Source organism: Streptomyces tagetis, assembly GCF_018069565.1.
GTDB lineage: Bacteria > Actinomycetota > Actinomycetes > Streptomycetales > Streptomycetaceae > Streptomyces > Streptomyces tagetis.
In genome coordinates, this window is sequence record NZ_JAGPNL010000010.1 from 118,673 (window position 1) to 136,271 (window position 17,599).

The 17,599-nt window shown below is 71.1% G+C and carries 16 protein-coding genes; 8 read left to right on the plus strand and 8 right to left on the minus strand.

The features are described from left to right. Window positions 1-5: 5 nt before the first annotated feature. From J5Y05_RS28335 to J5Y05_RS28360, 6 genes are all read right to left on the minus strand, one after another. Window positions 6-1,262 carry a cysteine desulfurase gene (locus J5Y05_RS28335; RefSeq protein ID WP_210876136.1) on the minus strand — a complete coding sequence of 419 codons (1,257 nt, stop codon included), beginning with the start codon at window positions 1,260-1,262 and terminating at the stop codon, window positions 6-8. Continuing rightward, window positions 1,259-2,023 carry a Fe-S cluster assembly ATPase SufC gene (gene sufC, locus J5Y05_RS28340; protein WP_210876137.1) on the minus strand — a complete coding sequence of 255 codons (765 nt, stop codon included), beginning with the start codon at window positions 2,021-2,023 and terminating at the stop codon, window positions 1,259-1,261. The genes J5Y05_RS28335 and sufC overlap by 4 nt, the downstream gene beginning before the upstream one ends. A gap of 7 nt (window positions 2,024-2,030) precedes the next feature. Further along, the gene (locus J5Y05_RS28345; RefSeq protein ID WP_210876138.1) at window positions 2,031-2,348 is read right to left on the minus strand and encodes a non-heme iron oxygenase ferredoxin subunit; all 318 of its coding nucleotides are present in this window, start codon (window positions 2,346-2,348) and stop codon (window positions 2,031-2,033) included. Further along, window positions 2,345-3,574: a Fe-S cluster assembly protein SufD gene (sufD, locus tag J5Y05_RS28350; protein WP_247615465.1), complete on the minus strand. Its 1,230-nt coding sequence runs from the start codon at window positions 3,572-3,574 to the stop codon at window positions 2,345-2,347. The genes J5Y05_RS28345 and sufD overlap by 4 nt, the downstream gene beginning before the upstream one ends. A gap of 63 nt (window positions 3,575-3,637) precedes the next feature. Beyond that, the gene (sufB, locus tag J5Y05_RS28355; protein ID WP_210876139.1) at window positions 3,638-5,059 is read right to left on the minus strand and encodes a Fe-S cluster assembly protein SufB; all 1,422 of its coding nucleotides are present in this window, start codon (window positions 5,057-5,059) and stop codon (window positions 3,638-3,640) included. Continuing rightward, window positions 5,056-5,787, minus strand: a complete 732-nt coding sequence (locus J5Y05_RS28360) for a helix-turn-helix transcriptional regulator (protein WP_210876140.1) — start codon at window positions 5,785-5,787, stop codon at window positions 5,056-5,058. Before J5Y05_RS28360 ends, sufB begins: the two co-directional genes overlap by 4 nt. Window positions 5,788-6,120: 333 nt before the next feature. Between J5Y05_RS28360 and J5Y05_RS28365 the strand changes: the two genes are divergently transcribed. The 3 genes from J5Y05_RS28365 (at window position 6,121) to J5Y05_RS28375 (ending at window position 8,891) form a co-directional block, all read left to right on the plus strand. Beyond that, the gene (locus J5Y05_RS28365; protein ID WP_210876141.1) at window positions 6,121-7,044 is read left to right on the plus strand and encodes an ABC transporter ATP-binding protein; all 924 of its coding nucleotides are present in this window, start codon (window positions 6,121-6,123) and stop codon (window positions 7,042-7,044) included. Then, on the plus strand, window positions 7,041-7,817 hold the full coding sequence (locus J5Y05_RS28370) for an ABC transporter permease (protein WP_210876142.1): 777 nt from the start codon (window positions 7,041-7,043) through the stop codon (window positions 7,815-7,817). The genes J5Y05_RS28365 and J5Y05_RS28370 overlap by 4 nt, the downstream gene beginning before the upstream one ends. A 66-nt stretch (window positions 7,818-7,883) precedes the next feature. Further along, complete coding sequence (locus tag J5Y05_RS28375; protein WP_210876143.1) at window positions 7,884-8,891, plus strand: COX15/CtaA family protein; 1,008 nt, start codon at window positions 7,884-7,886, stop codon at window positions 8,889-8,891. A 211-nt stretch (window positions 8,892-9,102) separates the two neighbouring features. On the opposite strand, the gene J5Y05_RS28380 is transcribed toward J5Y05_RS28375, so the two are convergent. Together J5Y05_RS28380 and J5Y05_RS28385 are read right to left on the minus strand one after the other, a co-directional pair. Continuing rightward, window positions 9,103-9,447: a hypothetical protein gene (locus tag J5Y05_RS28380; protein WP_210876144.1), complete on the minus strand. Its 345-nt coding sequence runs from the start codon at window positions 9,445-9,447 to the stop codon at window positions 9,103-9,105. A 96-nt stretch (window positions 9,448-9,543) separates the two neighbouring features. Beyond that, on the minus strand, window positions 9,544-10,512 hold the full coding sequence (locus tag J5Y05_RS28385) for a heme o synthase (RefSeq protein WP_247615467.1): 969 nt from the start codon (window positions 10,510-10,512) through the stop codon (window positions 9,544-9,546). Window positions 10,513-10,881: 369 nt separating this feature from the next. On the opposite strand from J5Y05_RS28385, the gene tkt reads away from it, so the two are divergent. Genes tkt through pgl form a run of 5 tightly spaced genes read left to right on the plus strand, consistent with a single transcriptional unit; the run spans window position 10,882 to window position 17,480 of the window. After that, on the plus strand, window positions 10,882-12,969 hold the full coding sequence (tkt, locus tag J5Y05_RS28390) for a transketolase (protein WP_210876145.1): 2,088 nt from the start codon (window positions 10,882-10,884) through the stop codon (window positions 12,967-12,969). A 42-nt stretch (window positions 12,970-13,011) separates the two neighbouring features. Continuing rightward, a complete protein-coding gene (tal, locus tag J5Y05_RS28395; protein ID WP_210876146.1) occupies window positions 13,012-14,130 on the plus strand; it encodes a transaldolase in 1,119 nt (372 codons plus the stop codon). Between the two features lie 4 nt (window positions 14,131-14,134). Then, window positions 14,135-15,658, plus strand: a complete 1,524-nt coding sequence (zwf, locus tag J5Y05_RS28400; protein WP_210876147.1) for a glucose-6-phosphate dehydrogenase — start codon at window positions 14,135-14,137, stop codon at window positions 15,656-15,658. Further along, a complete protein-coding gene (gene opcA / locus J5Y05_RS28405; protein ID WP_210876148.1) occupies window positions 15,655-16,701 on the plus strand; it encodes a glucose-6-phosphate dehydrogenase assembly protein OpcA in 1,047 nt (348 codons plus the stop codon). The genes zwf and opcA overlap by 4 nt, the downstream gene beginning before the upstream one ends. Then, window positions 16,698-17,480, plus strand: coding sequence for a 6-phosphogluconolactonase (gene pgl, locus J5Y05_RS28410; RefSeq protein ID WP_210876149.1), 783 nt, complete (start codon window positions 16,698-16,700; stop codon window positions 17,478-17,480). The genes opcA and pgl overlap by 4 nt, the downstream gene beginning before the upstream one ends. The last annotated feature ends 119 nt before the right edge of the window (window positions 17,481-17,599 follow it).

Sequence of the window (17,599 nt, forward strand, 5' to 3'; positions counted from 1 at the left end):
TCCCGTCAGCCGAAGAAGTTCCGTACGTGCTCCAGGCCGTCGACCAGTGCGTCGATCTCGGCCGGCGTGGAGTACAGATAGAACGACGCTCGCGTGGTCGCAGGAATTCCGTAGCGCAGGCAGACCGGCCGCGCGCAGTGGTGCCCGACCCGGACGGCGATGCCCTGCTCGTCGAGGACCTGGCCCACGTCGTGCGGGTGGATGTCGCCGAGCGTGAAGGAGATCGCCGCGCCGCGGTCCTCGGCCGTGGCGGGGCCGATGACGCGCAGGTCGGGGACTTCCAGCAGCCGCTTCATCGCGTACTCGGTGAGGGCGTGCTCGTGGGCGAGGATGCGGTCCATGCCGATCGAGTTCAGGTAGTCGATGGCCGCGCCCAGACCGACCGCCTGCGCGACCGGCGGCGTGCCCGCCTCGAACTTGTGCGGCGCGGGGGCGTACGTCGAGGAGTGCATCGACACGGTCTCGATCATCTCGCCGCCGCCGAGGAACGGAGGCAGGTCCTCCAGCAGCTCCTGGCGGCCCCAGAGGACGCCGATGCCGGTCGGACCGCACATCTTGTGGCCGGTGAAGGCCACGAAGTCGGCCTGGAGGGCCTGGACGTCCATCGGCATGTGCGGCGCGGCCTGGGAGGCGTCGATGCAGACCAGCGCGCCGACCTCCTGGGCGCGGCGCACGATCGCCTCGACCGGGTTCTGGGTGCCCAGGATGTTGGAGACCAGCACGAAGGAGACGATCTTCGTCTTCTCGTTGATGACCTCTTCCAGGTCGGAGAGGTCGAGGCGGCCGTCGTCGGTCAGGCCGAACCAGCGGAGCTTCGCGCCGGTGCGCTGCGCGAGCAACTGCCACGGCACGATGTTGGAGTGGTGCTCCATCTCCGTGATGACGATCTCGGTCTCGTGGTCCACGCGGTAGGGCTCGTCGGCCCAGCCGAGCATGTTCGCCACGAGGTTCAGCGACTCCGAGGCGTTCTTCGTGAAGATGACCTCGTCGCGGCTGGGCGCGTTGATGAACTCCGCGACCTTGTCGCGCGCCCCCTCGTACAGTGCCGTGGCCTCCTCGGCGAGGACGTGCACGCCACGGTGGACGTTGGCGTTGTGCTGCTCGTAGTACTCGTCGAGCGCGTCGATGACCTGGCGCGGGGTCTGCGAGGTCGCGGCGTTGTCGAGGTAGACGAGCGTCTTCCCGTCGTGGACCCGGCGGTCCAGGATCGGGAAGTCCTTGCGGATCGCCTCGGTGTCGAGGAGGCCCGGCAGATGTGTCACGCGGATACGCCACCCTTCGTGTACGCCTCGTAGCCCTCGTTCTCCAGGGTGTCGGCCAGCTCGGGACCGCCGGACTCGGCGATCCGGCCGTCGGCGAAGACGTGGACGTGGTCGGGCTTGATGTAGCGCAGGATGCGCGTGTAGTGCGTGATCAGCAGGGTGCCGACCTCGCCGCTCTCGCGGACCCGGTTGACGCCCTCGGAGACGACGCGCAGGGCGTCGACGTCCAGGCCGGAGTCGGTCTCGTCGAGAACCGCGATCTTCGGCTTGAGCAGTTCGAGCTGGAGGATCTCGTGGCGCTTCTTCTCACCGCCGGAGAAGCCCTCGTTGACATTGCGCTCGGCGAAGGCGGGGTCCATGTGGAGCCGCTCCATGGTCTCCTTGACCTCCTTCACCCAGTGCCGCAGCTTGGGGGCCTCGCCGCGGATGGCGGTGGCGGAGGTGCGCAGGAAGTTGGAGACGGAGACGCCGGGGACCTCGACCGGGTACTGCATGGCGAGGAAGAGGCCGGCGCGGGCGCGCTCGTCGACGGACATCTCCAGGACGTCCTCGCCGTCGAGGGTGACGGTACCGCCGGAGACGGTGTACTTGGGGTGGCCGGCCAGGGCGTAGGCGAGGGTCGACTTGCCCGAGCCGTTGGGGCCCATGATGGCGTGCGTCTCGCCCTGCTTCACGGTGAGGTCGACGCCCTTGAGGATTTCCTTCGTGGCGTTGTCTGCCTCGACGGTGACGTGCAGGTCTCGGATTTCAAGCGTTGCCATGGGTGCCTCAGGACTCCTGGGTGACGGAGACGAGCACGTCGTCCCCTTCGATCTTTACGGGGTATACGGGGACGGGGCGCGTCGCCGGAAGGCTGTCGGGCTTGCCCGAGCGGAGGTCGAAGCGCGAGCCGTGCAGCCAGCACTCGATGTGGCAGTCGTCGACCTCGCCCTCGGACAGCGAGACGTTCGCGTGCGAGCAGATGTCGTTGATCGCGAAGACCTCGCCCTCGGTGCGCACGACGGAGACCGGCGTGCCGTCGAGTTCCACCCGCTTGGGGGTGTCCTCCTCCAGCTCGCCCAGTCCACAGACGCGTACGAAGGTCATGCGACCGCGGCCTCCAGCTCCTCTTCGATCTTGGCGATGAGGCGCTCCTCGATGTCCGGGACGCCGATCTGCTGGACCAGTTCGGCGAAGAAGCCCCGGACCACCAGGCGGCGGGCGTCCTTCTCGGGGATGCCGCGCGCCATCAGGTAGAAGAGCTGCTCGTCGTCGAACCGGCCGGTCGCGGAGGCGTGTCCGGCACCGACGATCTCGCCGGTCTCGATCTCCAGGTTGGGCACGGAGTCGACCCGGGCGCCGTCGGAGAGCACCAGGTTGCGGTTCATCTCGTAGGTGTCGGTGCCCTCGGCCTTGGCCTCGATGAGCACGTCGCCGATCCACACCGCGTGCGCGTCGTCGCCCTGGAGCGCGCCCTTGTAGACGACGTTGGACTTGCAGTGCGGCACGTTGTGGTCGACCAGGAGACGGTGCTCCTGGTGCTGGCCGGCGTCGGTGAAGTAGAGGCCGAACAGCTCGGCCTCGCCGCCGGGGCCGGCGTACGCCACGCGCGGGTGGAGGCGGACCACGTCGCCGCCGAAGGTGACGACGACGGACTTGAACGAGGCGTCGCGGCCCACGAGGGTGTTGTGCTGGCCCACGTGCACGGCGCGCTCGTCCCAGTCCTGGACCGAGACGACGGTGAGCTTGGCGCCGTCGCCGAGGACGAACTCGACGTTGGCGGCGAGCACCGCGTCACCGGTGTGGTCGATGACGACGACGGCCTCGGCGAAGGCGCCCAGCTCGACCACCTGGTGGCCGTAGGCGACGCCGCCCTCGCCGTGCACGGCGATGCGGATCGGCTCGGTGAGCACCGCCTCCTTGGCCACGGTGATCACGCCGGCCTCGGTGAACGCGGAGTACGCCTGGGCGGCGACGCGGTCCACCGGGGCGCCGGTCCGGCCGAGCCGGGCGTCGTCGCGGCCCACGGTCTCGACGGTGACGCCCTCCGGCGCCTCGACGGCGATCTTCACGGCCTCGCCGGACGCCACCGCGGTGCCGTCGTGCAGTCCGCGCAGCCGCTCCAGCGGCGTGAACCGCCACTCCTCCTCACGGCCGTGGGGGACGGGGAAGTCCGCCACGTCGTAGGACGGGGGCGCGCTCATGCGGGTGGCGACCGTCGAGGACGCCTCGGCGGCCACCGCGATCGCGCCGGCGGTGGTGGAACCCGCCGGCGGGGGTCCCCCCTGCCCCGGCGCGTTCGAGGACGTGGGGGAGTTCTGAGCCTCAGCCATGGCTGTCGTGGTGCTCGCTTTCCTTTGCGTAAGTGGCGTGACGGGGGACGGCGGGCGGCCGGGTCAGCCGACCGCGCCTTCCATCTGGAGCTCGATCAGCCGGTTGAGTTCGAGCGCGTACTCCATCGGCAGCTCCTTGGCGATCGGCTCGACGAAGCCGCGCACGATCATCGCCATGGCCTCGTCCTCGGAGAGACCGCGGCTCATCAGGTAGAAGAGCTGGTCCTCGGAGACCTTGGAGACGGTCGCCTCGTGGCCCATGGACACGTCGTCCTCGCGGACGTCCACGTAGGGGTAGGTGTCCGAGCGGGAGATCGTGTCGACGAGCAGCGCGTCGCACAGGACGTTGGACTTGGAGCCCGGGGCGCCCTCGCCGATCTCGATCAGCCCGCGGTAGGAGGTGCGTCCGCCGCCGCGCGCCACCGACTTGGAGACGATGTTGGAGGACGTGTTCGGGGCCATGTGGACCATCTTGGCGCCGGCGTCCTGGTGCTGGCCCTCGCCCGCGAAGGCGATGGACAGGGTCTCGCCCTTGGCGTGCTCGCCCATCAGGTAGACGGCCGGGTACTTCATGGTCACCTTGGAGCCGATGTTGCCGTCGACCCACTCCATGGTGGCGCCCTCGTAGGCGACGGCGCGCTTGGTGACCAGGTTGTAGACGTTGTTCGACCAGTTCTGGATGGTCGTGTAGCGGCAGCGGGCGTTCTTCTTGACGATGATCTCGACGACCGCGGAGTGCAGCGAGTCCGACTTGTAGATCGGGGCGGTGCAGCCCTCGACGTAGTGCACGTACGCGCCCTCGTCGACGATGATCAGGGTCCGCTCGAACTGGCCCATGTTCTCGGTGTTGATCCGGAAGTAGGCCTGGAGCGGGATCTCCACGTGCACGCCCGGGGGCACGTAGATGAAGGAGCCGCCGGACCACACGGCGGTGTTCAGCGCGGCGAACTTGTTGTCGCCGACCGGGATGACGGTGCCGAAGTACTCCTTGAAGAGCTCCGGGTGCTCCTTGAGCGCGGTGTCGGTGTCGAGGAAGATGACGCCCTGCTCCTCCAGGTCCTCGCGGATCTGGTGGTAGACGACCTCCGACTCGTACTGCGCGGCGACACCGGCGACCAGGCGCTGCTTCTCCGCCTCCGGGATGCCGAGCTTGTCGTACGTGTTCTTGATGTCCTCGGGCAGGTCCTCCCAGGACTGCGCCTGCTTCTCCGTGGACCGCACGAAGTACTTGATGTTGTCGAAGTCGATCCCCGACAGATCCGAGCCCCAGTTCGGCATGGGCTTCTTCTCGAAGAGCCGCAGGCCCTTGAGGCGGAGCTTGGTCATCCACTCCGGCTCGGACTTCTTCCCGGAGATGTCCCGGACGACGTCCTCGTTGATGCCGCGCCTGGCGGAGGCGCCGGCCGTGTCGGAGTCGGCCCAGCCGTACTCGTACTTGCCCAGGCCCTCGAGTTCGGGGTGGGCAGTCTCCGTGGGGAGAGTCATGCGGGGTTCCTCCCGGCCGTGCGTGCGGATGCGTTGTCGGTGTTCGTGGAAGTCTGGGGAACGAAGGTGGTGCAGACACCGTCGCCGTGCGCGATGGTCGCCAGCCGCTGCACGTGCGTGCCGAGCAGTTCGGCGAAGAACTCCGTCTCCGCCTCGCAGATCTGCGGGAACTCTCCGGCGACGTGGGCGACCGGGCAGTGGTGCTGGCAGAGCTGCTCGCCCTGCTGCGGAGGAGGCGCGCTGCGCGCCGTGGCAGCGTACCCGTCCGCGCTCAGGGCCTTGGCCAGCGCCGCGGTCCGCTGGTGCGGAGGGGCGGCCTCCACCGCCTTGCGGTAGGAGCCCGCGAGGGCCGCGAAGCGGGCGCGGGCGAAGGCGGCGACCGCCTGCTGCCCGCCCTCGCGCTCGGCGATCCAGCGCAGCGCGTCCGCCGCGAGCTTGTCGTACGACTGGTCGAAAGCGTCGCGCCCGCAGTCGGTGAGCGCGAAGACCTTCGCGGGCCGCCCGCGCGTGCGCGCGCCGTAGACCCGCTGCTCACGGGCTTCGACGACGTCGTCGGCGGCCAGCGCGTCCAGGTGCCTGCGTACGGCGGCCTGGGTGAGGCCGAGACGCCCGGCCAGCGCGGTCACCGTCGACGGCCCGTGGACCAGGATGGAGCGCGCGACGCGGTTGCGTGTGGATCGCTCACCGGTCGCGAGTTCCTCCTGCGGAGCCTCGCCAACGTTTTTCACAACGCCATTGTTGCGTAATTCATCCGGGCCCGGCAACCCGCGAACGGATCACCGGGTGGTGCCCTGCGTCACTTAGGTATACCTAAGCTGACCTGCGGAAACGATCTTTGATCGATCGTTCCGGGCCGGTCCGCGGGTTCCCCGCGCGCCCCCCGCCTCGCCCCCGCGCACCCCCTCCGACCGGCCCGCACCGCCCCGCACGCCGTTCCCGGACGACACGCCGGACGACCCTCCGGACGGACTCCTGCGGCCCCGGGGAGCGTCGTCCCCGCGCGCGGGAGTTCCCATACCCGCCCGCCGGGGGCACCCGGCGCGTCCCTAGACTCTGGACCCATGCGAAGCGAGCCCGTGGTCCAGGTCCAGGCCCTGGTGAAGCGGTACGGCACGAAGACCGCGGTGGACGGCCTCGACCTGGTGGCCCGAACGGGTGTGACCGCCGTCCTCGGCCCCAACGGCGCCGGCAAGACGACCACGGTCGAGATCTGCGAGGGGTACCGGAGACCGGACTCCGGCACGGTACGCGTCCTGGGCCTCGACCCGGTGACCCAGGGCCCCGCGCTGCGGCCCCGGATCGGCGTGATGCTCCAGTCGGGCGGCGTCTACTCCGGCGCCCGCGCCGACGAGATGCTGCGGCACGTCGCCGCGCTGCACGCCCACCCCCTGGACGTCGACGGGCTCATCGAGCGCCTGGGGCTCGGTTCCTGCGGCCGGACCACCTACCGCCGGCTCTCCGGCGGCCAGCAGCGGCGGCTCGCCCTCGCCATGGCCGTGGTCGGCCGCCCCGAGCTGGTCTTCCTCGACGAGCCCGGCGCCGGGCTCGACCCGCAGGCGCGACGCGCCACCTGGGACCTGGTGCGCGATCTGCGCGCCGACGGCGTGTCGGTGATCCTCACCACCCACCACATGGACGAGGCCGAGCAACTCGCCGACGACGTCGCCGTCATCGACGCCGGCCGGGTCGTCGCCCAGGGCTCGCCCGAGGAGCTGTGCCGGGGCGGCGCGGAGAACACGCTGCGCTTCACCGGACGCCCCGGGCTCGACGTCGGCTCGCTCCTCAAGGCGCTCCCCGCGAACACCTCGGCCGTCGAGCCGGCGCCCGGTTCCTACCGGGTGACCGGCACCATCGATCCCCAACTGCTCGCCACGGTGACCTCCTGGTGCGCCCAGAACGGGGTCATGCCGGACCGCATCTCGGTGGAACGGCACACCCTGGAGGACGTCTTCCTGGAGCTGACCGGCAAGGAGCTGCGCGCATGACCACCACGACCCCCGGCACCTTCACGCCCCGGCCCGGGGCCGCGCCGCTCCCCCGCATGATCGCCGCCCAGGCGCTGCTGGAGACGCGGATGCTGCTGCGCAACGGCGAGCAACTGCTGCTCACGGTGATCATCCCGGCGCTGCTGCTGGTGCTGTTCGGCTCCGTGGACATCGTCGACACGGGCGAGGGCGCGGCCGTCGACTTCCTCGCCCCCGGCATCCTCGCGCTCGCCGTGCTCTCCACCGCGTTCACCGGCCAGGCCATCGCCACCGGCTTCGAACGCCGCTACGGGGTGCTGAAGCGCCTCGCCGTCTCACCGCTGCCGCGCTGGGGCCTGATGACCGCCAAGACGCTGGCCGTCCTGGTCACCGAGGTGCTCCAGGTGATCCTGCTGACGGTGATCGCCTTCGCCCTGGGCTGGTCGCCGCACGGCAACCCGGTCGCCGTGGTGCTGCTCCTGGCCCTCGGCACGGCCGCCTTCTCCGGCCTCGGGCTGCTGATGGCGGGCACGCTGAAGGCGGAGGCCACGCTCGCCGCCGCCAACCTGGTCTTCCTGCTGCTGCTCGTGGGCGGCGGGGTCATCGTGCCGCTGGACCGCTTCCCGGACGCCGCGCAGGCGGTCCTGGGGCTGCTGCCCATCGCCGCGCTCTCGGGCGGGCTGCGGGACGTGCTCCAGCACGGCGCGTCGATCCCCTGGGGCGACCTGGGCGTCCTCGCCGTGTGGGCGGTCGCGGGGCTCGCCGCGGCCGGCAGGTTCTTCCGCTGGGAGTGACCGGGGAGCCGGGCTCCGGGCGCAAGCCGGGACCCTCGTGAAAGCGTGCACAAGCGGCCCCCTACCATGGACGGCGTGCCAAACGTGACCCGTGCCGACGCCACCGCCGCCGTGCGCAATCCGCTCGCCTTCATCGCCGCACGCTGGACCCCGGACCCCCGGACGGTCCGGCGGGCGGCCCTCGCCGCGCTCGTCATGGCGGTGGTCATCGTGGTCACCGGCGGCGCCGTCCGGCTGACCGGCTCCGGACTGGGCTGCCCGACCTGGCCGAAGTGCACCGACGACTCGCTCACCACCACCCGCGAGATGGGCCTGCACGGGATCATCGAGTTCGGCAACCGCCTGCTGACCTACGTGCTGTGCGCGGCGGTCGGCTGGGCGATCGTCGCCGCCCGCTCGCAGAAGCCCTACCGGCGGGACCTGGTCCGGCTGGGCTGGCTCCAGTTCTGGGTCGTCATGGGCAACGCGGTCCTCGGCGGCATCGTCGTGCTGGTCGGCCTCAACCCGTACACGGTGGCCGCGCACTTCATGCTGTCGACCGCCCTGATCGCGGTGGCGACGGTGATGTGGCAGCGCGCCGGGGAGGGCGACGCGGCACCGCGCCCCCTGGTCGGCGCGGCCGTGCGCCAACTGGTGTGGGTGCTCGTCGCCGTCTGCGTGCTGCTGATCGCGGTGGGCACGGTGGTCACCGGCGCCGGGCCGCACGCGGGCGACTCCAGCGAGGTGGCGCGGATGCCGCTCGACTGGGAGATGGTCTCCAAGCTGCACGCGGTGCTGGCGTGGATCGTGGTGACGCTGACCTTCGCCCTGTGGTTCGTGCTCAGGGCGGTCGACGCGCCGCCCGGCCCCTCGGCCCGCACCCGGGACCTGTTCGTCATCCTGCTGCTCCAGGGCGTCGTCGGCTACGTGCAGTTCTTCACCGACCTGCCCGAGGTCCTGGTCGGCCTGCACATGCTCGGCTCGTGCCTGGTGTGGATCGCCACGGTCCGGGTGCTGCTCGCGCTGCGGGAGCGTCCGCTCGCGGAGGCCGACGCGCCCGGTCCGGCCGAGGAGCCCTCGCTGACCCCCGCCTGAGCACGGCTCACGCCGTCCCGTACAACACCCCCGTGCCGCGTCGTCCGCCACCCTCAGGCGGGCCACGCGGCACGCGCGCGTGGTGGGACGGTTCCGCCGACGGGGAGCGCCGCCGGGGCCGGGGCACGCCGGTCCGCCGGGCGGCGCCCGGGGAACATCAGGCGACGCCGGGGGCGCCGGAGAGCGTCACCCGGGGCGCGTCCAAGGCGCGTCAGCCGTTCTTCGGGCCGCCGACCTGGAGACCCGCCATGCGGGACCACTCGTAGGGGCCCGTCCTCACCCGCGCCGCGAACTCGCCGTCGAAGGCGTCGTGGACGGTGATCCCGGACTTCGCGACGGCCTTCTCGGCGCTCTCGTACGTGGGGGCCATGAGGTCGCCCCAGGTGCCGTCCGCGCCGACGAGCACGATGCGCGCCCCGCGCTCCCCGACGTAGGAGACCTGGCCCTCGGCGCCGCCGTGCGCCTTGGCGAAGGTGTCGATCCACCGGGCGAGCCGGGTCACCTGGCGTCCGTGCCGGGCGCCGGCCTTCGCGTCAACCTGCTGCGTGTCTGCCATGCCCAGAATGCTACCGACGGGTAGTGCGAACGGCGACGGGCGGGGTGCGTGGCCTGGGCCACGCACCCCGCCCGTCAAAGGCGCGCAGGACTCCGGCTACCGCAGGAAGGGGTCGACCGCGATGGCGAGGAAGAGCACCGAGACGTAGGTGATGGACCAGTGGAAGAGCCGCATCTCCTTGAGCTTGACGCCGGTGACCTCGGCCTTGGCCCGGTTCTGGAGCCCGTGCGCCTCCCACAGCCACATGCCGCCGGCCAGCAGGGCGACCGCCGTGTAGAACCAGCCGGTGTAGCCCAGCGGCGTCAGCAGCAGCGAGACGACGACCATCACCCAGCTGTAGATCACGATCTGGCGGGCGACGACCTTGTTGGAGGCGATGACCGGGAGCATGGGCACGCCCACGCGCGCGTAGTCCTCCTTGACCTTCATGGACAGCGGCCAGTAGTGCGGCGGCGTCCAGAAGAACATCACCAGGAAGAGGATGACCGGCGCCCAGGACATCGAGTTGGTCACCGAGGACCAGCCGATCAGCACCGGCAGACAGCCGGCGATGCCGCCCCACACGATGTTCTGCGAGGTGCGCCGCTTGAGGATCATCGTGTAGACGACCACGTAGAAGAGGAGCGCGCCGAGGGCGAGCCAGGCGGAGAGCCAGTTGACGGTGAGGCCGAACATCAGCGTCGAGACGATCGCCAGGGTGATGCCGAAGGCGAGGCACTCGCGCGGGCTGACCATGCCGGTGACGAGCGGGCGCTGCGAGGTGCGGTCCATGAGCGCGTCGATGTCGCGGTCGATGTACATGTTCAGCGCGTTGGCGCCGCCCGCGGAGAGGTAGCCGCCGACACAGGTGAGCAGCACCAGCCGCAGGTCGGGGACGCCCTGCTCGGCGAGGAACATCACCGGAACCGTGGTGATCAGCAGAAGCTCGATGATCCGCGGCTTGGTCAGCGCCACGAACGCCTTGACACGGGCCCCGAACGGCCGGTGACTCGGGCTCTGGCTCGTCCCGATAACCCCCGCAGGACGGGATTCAACGGCCGTCACGCACACCCCTGACAGAGACATCCCAGCAAGCCCTCCGTGTGAAGTGCCGGTAAAGGCTCGCGCGTACCACGCCACTTTAGACGTTGCCCATACCCCGGCTCTTCGCGGGGGGTGGGGTCGCGCGGAAACGCGGAGAAAGAGGACGCTCCGACGTGCGTACGCGGAGTCGATTGAGCAGTCGGATGAGCGGCTGCGTATTCACTTGTCCAAATGCCGTTTCCCCCGGTCGGCAGGCGGATCGAGAAGAGTCCCGGCAGTCTGGTTTCCGGGGAAAAACGCACGTACTTACGGGGGTAGGCTCGGCAATGGCCGGCCGCGTACGGATACGCCGGCACCCGGTGAGCGTCATGTACACCGGCTTCCGACACCGGAGAGGAGCCCTGACTCAGGGTGAGCACCAAGCCGACCACCGCAGACCTCGAGTGGACCGAGCTGGACCAGCGGGCCGTGGACACCGCCCGCGTCCTGGCCGCCGATGCCGTACAGAAGGTTGGCAACGGCCATCCCGGTACGGCGATGAGCCTGGCTCCCGCCGCCTACACCCTCTTCCAGAAGGTGATGCGGCACGACCCCGCCGACGCGGACTGGGTCGGGCGTGACCGCTTCGTGCTGTCCGCCGGACACTCGTCCCTGACCCTCTACACCCAGCTCTACCTGGCCGGCTTCGGCCTGGAGCTGGACGACCTGAAGGCGTTCCGCACCTGGGGCTCGAAGACCCCGGGGCACCCCGAGTACGGCCACACGGTGGGTGTGGAGACGACGACCGGCCCGCTCGGCCAGGGCGTCGCCAACGCGGTGGGCATGGCGATGGCCGCCCGCTACGAGCGCGGGCTGTTCGACCCCGAGGCCCCGGCGGGCGAGTCCCCCTTCGACCACTTCGTCTACTGCGTCGCCGGTGACGGCTGCCTCCAGGAGGGCATCTCCGCCGAGGCGTCCTCCCTCGCGGGCCACCAGAAGCTGGGCAACCTGGTCCTGCTCTGGGACGACAACCACATCTCGATCGAGGGCGACACGGAGACCGCGGTCTCCGAGGACACCGTCAAGCGGTACGAGTCCTACGGCTGGCACGTGCAGCGCGTGGCCCCCCAGGACAACGGCGACCTGGACCCGCACGCCATCCACCGCGCGGTCGAGGAGGCCCGGAAGGTCACCGACCGGCCGTCCTTCATCGCCATGCGGTCGATCATCGCCTGGCCCGCCCCCAACGCGCAGAACACCGAGGCGTCCCACGGCTCGGCCCTCGGCGACGAGGAGGTCGCCGCCACCAAGCGCGTGCTGGGCTTCGACCCGGAGCGCACCTTCGAGGTCTCCGACGAGGTCATCGCGCACACCCGCAAGGCGCTGGAGCGCGGCCAGGCCGCCCGCGCGGTGTGGGAGAAGTCCTTCCGGCAGTGGCGGGACGACAACCCGGAGCGTGCCGCCGAGTACGACCGGATCGCCAAGGGCGAGCTGCCCAAGGGCTGGGAAGAGACGATCCCGGTCTTCGAGACGGGCAAGGGCGTCGCCACCCGCGCCGCCTCCGGCAAGGTGCTCCAGGCGCTCGGCGCGATCGTGCCCGAGCTGTGGGGCGGCTCCGCCGACCTCGCCGGCTCGAACAACACGACGATCGACAAGACCAGCTCCTTCCTCCCCGAGGGCAACCCGCTGCCCGAGGCGGACCCCTACGGCCGCACCATCCACTACGGCATCCGCGAGCACGCGATGGCCGCGGAGATGAACGGCATCGCCCTGCACGGCAACACGCGCATCTACGGCGGCACCTTCCTGGTGTTCTCCGACTACATGCGCAACGCGGTGCGGCTCTCGGCGCTGATGCACCTGCCGGTGACGTACGTGTGGACGCACGACTCCGTCGGCCTGGGCGAGGACGGCCCGACCCACCAGCCGGTCGAGCACCTGGCCTCGCTGCGCGCCATCCCGGGCCTGAACGTGGTCCGTCCGGCCGACGCCAACGAGACGGCGATCGCCTGGCGCGAGATCATGCGCCGCTGGACGAAGGAGTTCGGCAAGGGCGCCCCGCACGGTCTGGCCCTCACCCGCCAGGGCGTGCCGGTCTACGAGCCGAACGACGACGCGGCCAAGGGCGGCTACGTGCTGTTCGAGGCCGAGGGCGGCGAGCCGCAGGTCGTCCTCATCGCCACCGGCTCCGAGGTGCACCTCGCCGTCGAGGCGCGCGAGCGGCTCCAGGCCGGCGGCGTGCCCACCCGGGTGGTGTCGATGCCGTCCGTGGAGTGGTTCGAGGAGCAGGACCAGGGGTACCGGGACAGCGTCCTGCCGCCCTCCGTCAAGGCCCGCGTCGCGGTGGAGGCGGGGGTGGGACTGACCTGGCACAAGTACGTCGGGGACGCCGGCCGCATCGTCTCCCTGGAGCACTTCGGTGCCTCGGCCGACGGTCCGACCCTCTTCCGCGAGTTCGGTTTCACCCCCGAGAACGTGGTCGCCGCCGCCCAGGAATCGCTGGCCGCCGGCCGGCGCTGACGCTCGTACACGGCACACAGGAACATAGGAGATGCAATTTCCATGACAGACGCACTCAAGCGCCTCTCCGAGGAGGGCGTCGCGATCTGGCTGGACGACCTGTCGCGCAAGCGGATCACGTCCGGCAACCTCGCCGAGCTGATCGACCAGCAGCACGTCGTGGGCGTCACCACCAACCCGTCGATCTTCCAGAAGGCGATCTCGCAGGGTGACGGCTACGACCGTCAGCTCGCCGACCTCGCGGTCCGCAAGGTGACCGTCGAGGAGGCGATCCGGATGATCACCACGGCGGACGTCCGCGACGCCGCCGACATCCTGCGCCCCGTCTTCGACGCCACCGGCGGCAAGGACGGCCGGGTCTCCATCGAGGTCGACCCGCGCCTCGCCCACCACACCGAGGCGACGGTCGCCGAGGCCAAGCAGCTCGCCTGGCTGGTGGACCGGCCCAACACGCTGATCAAGATCCCGGCGACCGAGGCCGGCCTTCCGGCGATCGCCGAGACCATCGGCCTGGGCATCAGCGTCAACGTCACGCTGATCTTCTCCCTGGAGCGCTACCGCAAGGTGATGGACGCCTTCCTGACCGGCCTGGAGAAGGCCCGGGAGCGCGGACTGGACCTGTCGCTGATCCACTCGGTGGCGTCCTTCTTCGTCTCCCGCGTGGACACCGAGATCGACAAGCGGCTCGACGCGCTCGGCACCGACGAGGCCAAGGCGCTGCGCGGCAAGGCCGCCGTGGCCAACGCCCGCCTCGCCTACCAGGCGTACGAGGAGGTCTTCTCCTCCGACCGCTGGAACGCGCTGGAGCGCGAGGGCGCCAACCGTCAGCGCCCGCTGTGGGCGTCGACCGGCGTCAAGGACCCGGCGTACGCGGACACGATGTACGTCACCGACCTGGTCGCGCCGAACACGGTCAACACCATGCCGGAGGCGACGCTGGAGGCCACCGAGGACCACGGGCGGATCACCGGCGACACCGTCTCGGGCACCTACGAGCAGGCCCGCGCCGACCTGGACGCGGTCGAGAAGCTCGGCATCTCCTACGACGAGGTGGTGCAGCTCCTGGAGGACGAGGGCGTCGACAAGTTCGAGGCGTCCTGGAACGACCTGCTGAAGTCGACCGAGGCGGAGCTCCGGCGCCTCGCCCCCTCGGAGGGCTAGGACATTGTCGAGCAGCAACCCGCTGCGTGACCCCGCAGACCGACGGCTCCCGCGCATCGCGGGGCCGTCGGGTCTGGTCATCTTCGGCGTCACGGGCGACCTCTCCCGCAAGAAGCTCATGCCCGCCGTCTACGACCTGGCCAACCGCGGTCTGCTGCCGCCGGGCTTCTCCCTGGTGGGCTTCGCCCGCCGGGACTGGGAGAACGAGGACTTCACGCAGGTCGTGCACGACGCCGTCAAGGAGCACGCGCGCACGACGTTCCGCGAGGAGGTCTGGCAGCAGCTCATCCAGGGCATGCGCTTCGTCCAGGGCACCTTCGACGACGACGACTCCTTCGAGCGGCTGCGCGACACGATCGACGAGCTGGACAAGGCGCAGGGCACGGGCGGCAACTTCGCCTTCTACCTCTCGGTGCCGCCGAAGTCCTTCCCGGTGGTGATCCAGCAGCTCCGCAGGCACGGACTGGCGGACCAGTCCGGCGGGTCCTGGCGGCGTGCGGTGATCGAGAAGCCCTTCGGCCACGACCTGCGGTCGGCCGAGGAGCTGAACGCGATCGTCCACGAGGTCTTCGCCCCGGACCAGGTCTTCCGCATCGACCACTACCTGGGCAAGGAGACCGTCCAGAACATCCTGGCGCTGCGCTTCGCCAACACCATGTTCGAACCGATCTGGAACCGGTCCTACGTGGACCACGTGCAGATCACCATGGCCGAGGACATCGGCATCGGCGGCCGGGCCGGCTACTACGACGGCATCGGCGCCGCCCGCGACGTCATCCAGAACCACCTGCTGCAACTCCTCGCCCTGACCGCGATGGAGGAGCCCGCCTCCTTCGACGCGGACGCGCTGGCCGCGGAGAAGACCAAGGTGCTCGGCGCCGTCCGGCTCCCCAAGGACCTCGGCCGCGACACCGTGCGCGGCCAGTACGCGGCGGGCTGGCAGGGCGGCGCGAAGGCGGTCGGTTACCTGGAGGAAGAGGGCATCGACCCGAAGTCCACCACCGACACCTACGCGGCGATCAAGGTCGGCATCGACAACCGCCGCTGGGCGGGCGTCCCCTTCTACCTGCGCACCGGGAAACGGCTCGGCCGCCGGGTCACGGAGATCGCCGTGGTCTTCCAGCGGGCCCCGCACTCCCCCTTCGACACCAGCGCGACGGAGGAGCTGGGCCAGAACGCGATCGTCATCCGCGTCCAGCCCGACGAGGGCGTCACGGTCCGCTTCGGCTCCAAGGTGCCCGGCACCTCCATGGAGATCCGGGACGTGTCCATGGACTTCGCCTACGGCGAGTCCTTCACCGAGTCCAGCCCGGAGGCGTACGAGCGGCTCATCCTCGACGTCCTGCTCGGCGACGCCAACCTCTTCCCGCGCACCGAGGAGGTCGAGCTGTCCTGGAAGATCCTCGACCCGATCGAGCGCTACTGGGACGAGAACGGCACCCCGGCCCAGTACCCGGCGGGTACCTGGGGGCCGGTCGAGGCCGACGACATGCTGGAGCGAGACGGACGGAGCTGGCGCCGGCCATGAAGACAGACCTCACGGACACCACGGCCAGCAAGATCAACAAGGCGCTGGTGCAGGGCCGCCGGGCCAGCGGCACCCCCGCCGTCGGCATGGTGCTCACCCTGGTCATCGTCACCGACGAGGAGAACGCCTACGACGCGCTGAGGGCGGCGAGCGACGCCGCGCACGAGCACCCCTCGCGCACCCTCGTCGTCATCAAGCGGGTCTCGCGCTCGCCCCGGGAGCGCACGCAGTCCCGGCTCGACGCCGAGGTGCGCATCGGCGCGGACGCGGGCACCGGCGAGACGGTGGTGCTCCGGCTGTACGGCGAGGTCGTCGACCACGCCCAGTCGGTGGTGCTGCCGCTGCTGCTGCCGGACGCCCCGGTGGTGGTCTGGTGGCCGGTGAACGCGCCGCTGGACCCGGCCAACGACCCGCTCGGGGCGCTCGCCCAGCGCCGGGTCACCGACACCTACGCCTGCGAGGAGCCGGTACGCGAGCTGGTCGCCCGCGCGGAGTCGTACACGCCCGGGGACACCGACCTGTCGTGGACCCGGATCACGCCCTGGCGTTCGATGCTGGCGGCGGCCCTGGACCAGGTCGACTGCCGGGTGCAGTCGGTCGAGGTGGAGGGCGAGGCGTTCAACCCGAGCTGCGAGCTGCTGGCGATGTGGCTCGCGGACCGGCTGGACGTCCCGGTGGAACGCTCCGCCTCCAGCGGGCCGGGGCTGACGGCGGTCCGGATGGAGACGGACTGCGGTCCGGTCGTCCTGGACCGGGCGGACGGTTCGCTGGCGACCCTGTCCATCCAGGGCCAGCCGGCCCGCGCGGTGGCGCTCAAGCGCCGGGAGACCGCCGAGCTGATGGCGGAGGAGCTGCGCCGGCTCGACCCGGACGACACCTACGCCTCGGCGCTGCGCTACGGCGTCAACCGGCTGAGCACGCCCCCCAAAGGAGCCGGGGGGCGGTCCCTCGGGACAGGCGCTCCCGTCGAGGCGACTGCGCAAGCTCCCGCACGGGACACGGCGCGGGAGGAGGAACCGGTGAGGAAGGCGGCGACGACGTGAGCACACCCCAGTTGGTCGTGCACCGGGACAAGGAGCTGATGGCCGAGGCCGCCGCGGCCCGGCTGATCACGAGGATCGTGGACGCGCAGGCGTCCCGGGGCTCGGCGTCCGTGGTGCTGACCGGGGGCCGCAACGGCAACGGCCTGCTGGCCGCCCTGGCGGGGTCGCCCGCCCGGGACGCCGTCGACTGGTCGCGGCTGGACCTGTGGTGGGGCGACGAGCGGTTCCTGCCCGAGGGCGATCCGGAGCGCAACGTGACCCAGGCGCGCGAGGCGCTGCTGGACGCGGTGCCGGTCGACCCGGCGCGGGTGCGGGCGATGCCCGCCTCGGACGGCCCTCACGGCACGGACGTGGAGGCCGCCGCGGCGGCCTACGCGCGGCGACTGGCGGAGGCCGCCGGTCCCGAGGACCACGCCGCGGTGCCCTCGTTCGACGTGCTGCTGCTGGGCGTCGGACCCGACACCCATGTGGCCTCGCTCTTCCCGGAGCTGCCCGCGGTGCGGGAGACCGAGCGGACGGTGGTCGGCGTCCACGGCGCCCCCAAGCCGCCGCCGACCCGGGTGTCGCTGACCCTGCCGGCGATCCGGGCGGCCCGTGAGGTGTGGCTGCTGGCGGCCGGGGAGGACAAGGCGAAGGCCGTGGCGGTCGCGCTCTCCGGCGCCGGCGAGATCCAGGCGCCGGCGGCGGGGGCGCGGGGCCGCTCCCGCACCCTGTGGCTGCTGGACGCGGCGGCGGCCTCCGGGCTGCCCCGGTCGATGTATCCGCCCGCGTCGGCGTAGTACCCGCGCGGCAGGACGCCGGGTCCCGTGTGCCGGGGCCCGGCGTCGCCGTTCCCGGACGCGGGCGGGGCGTTGCCCGTCGCCGGGCGCGGGCGGGACGTTGCCGTACCCGGACGCGG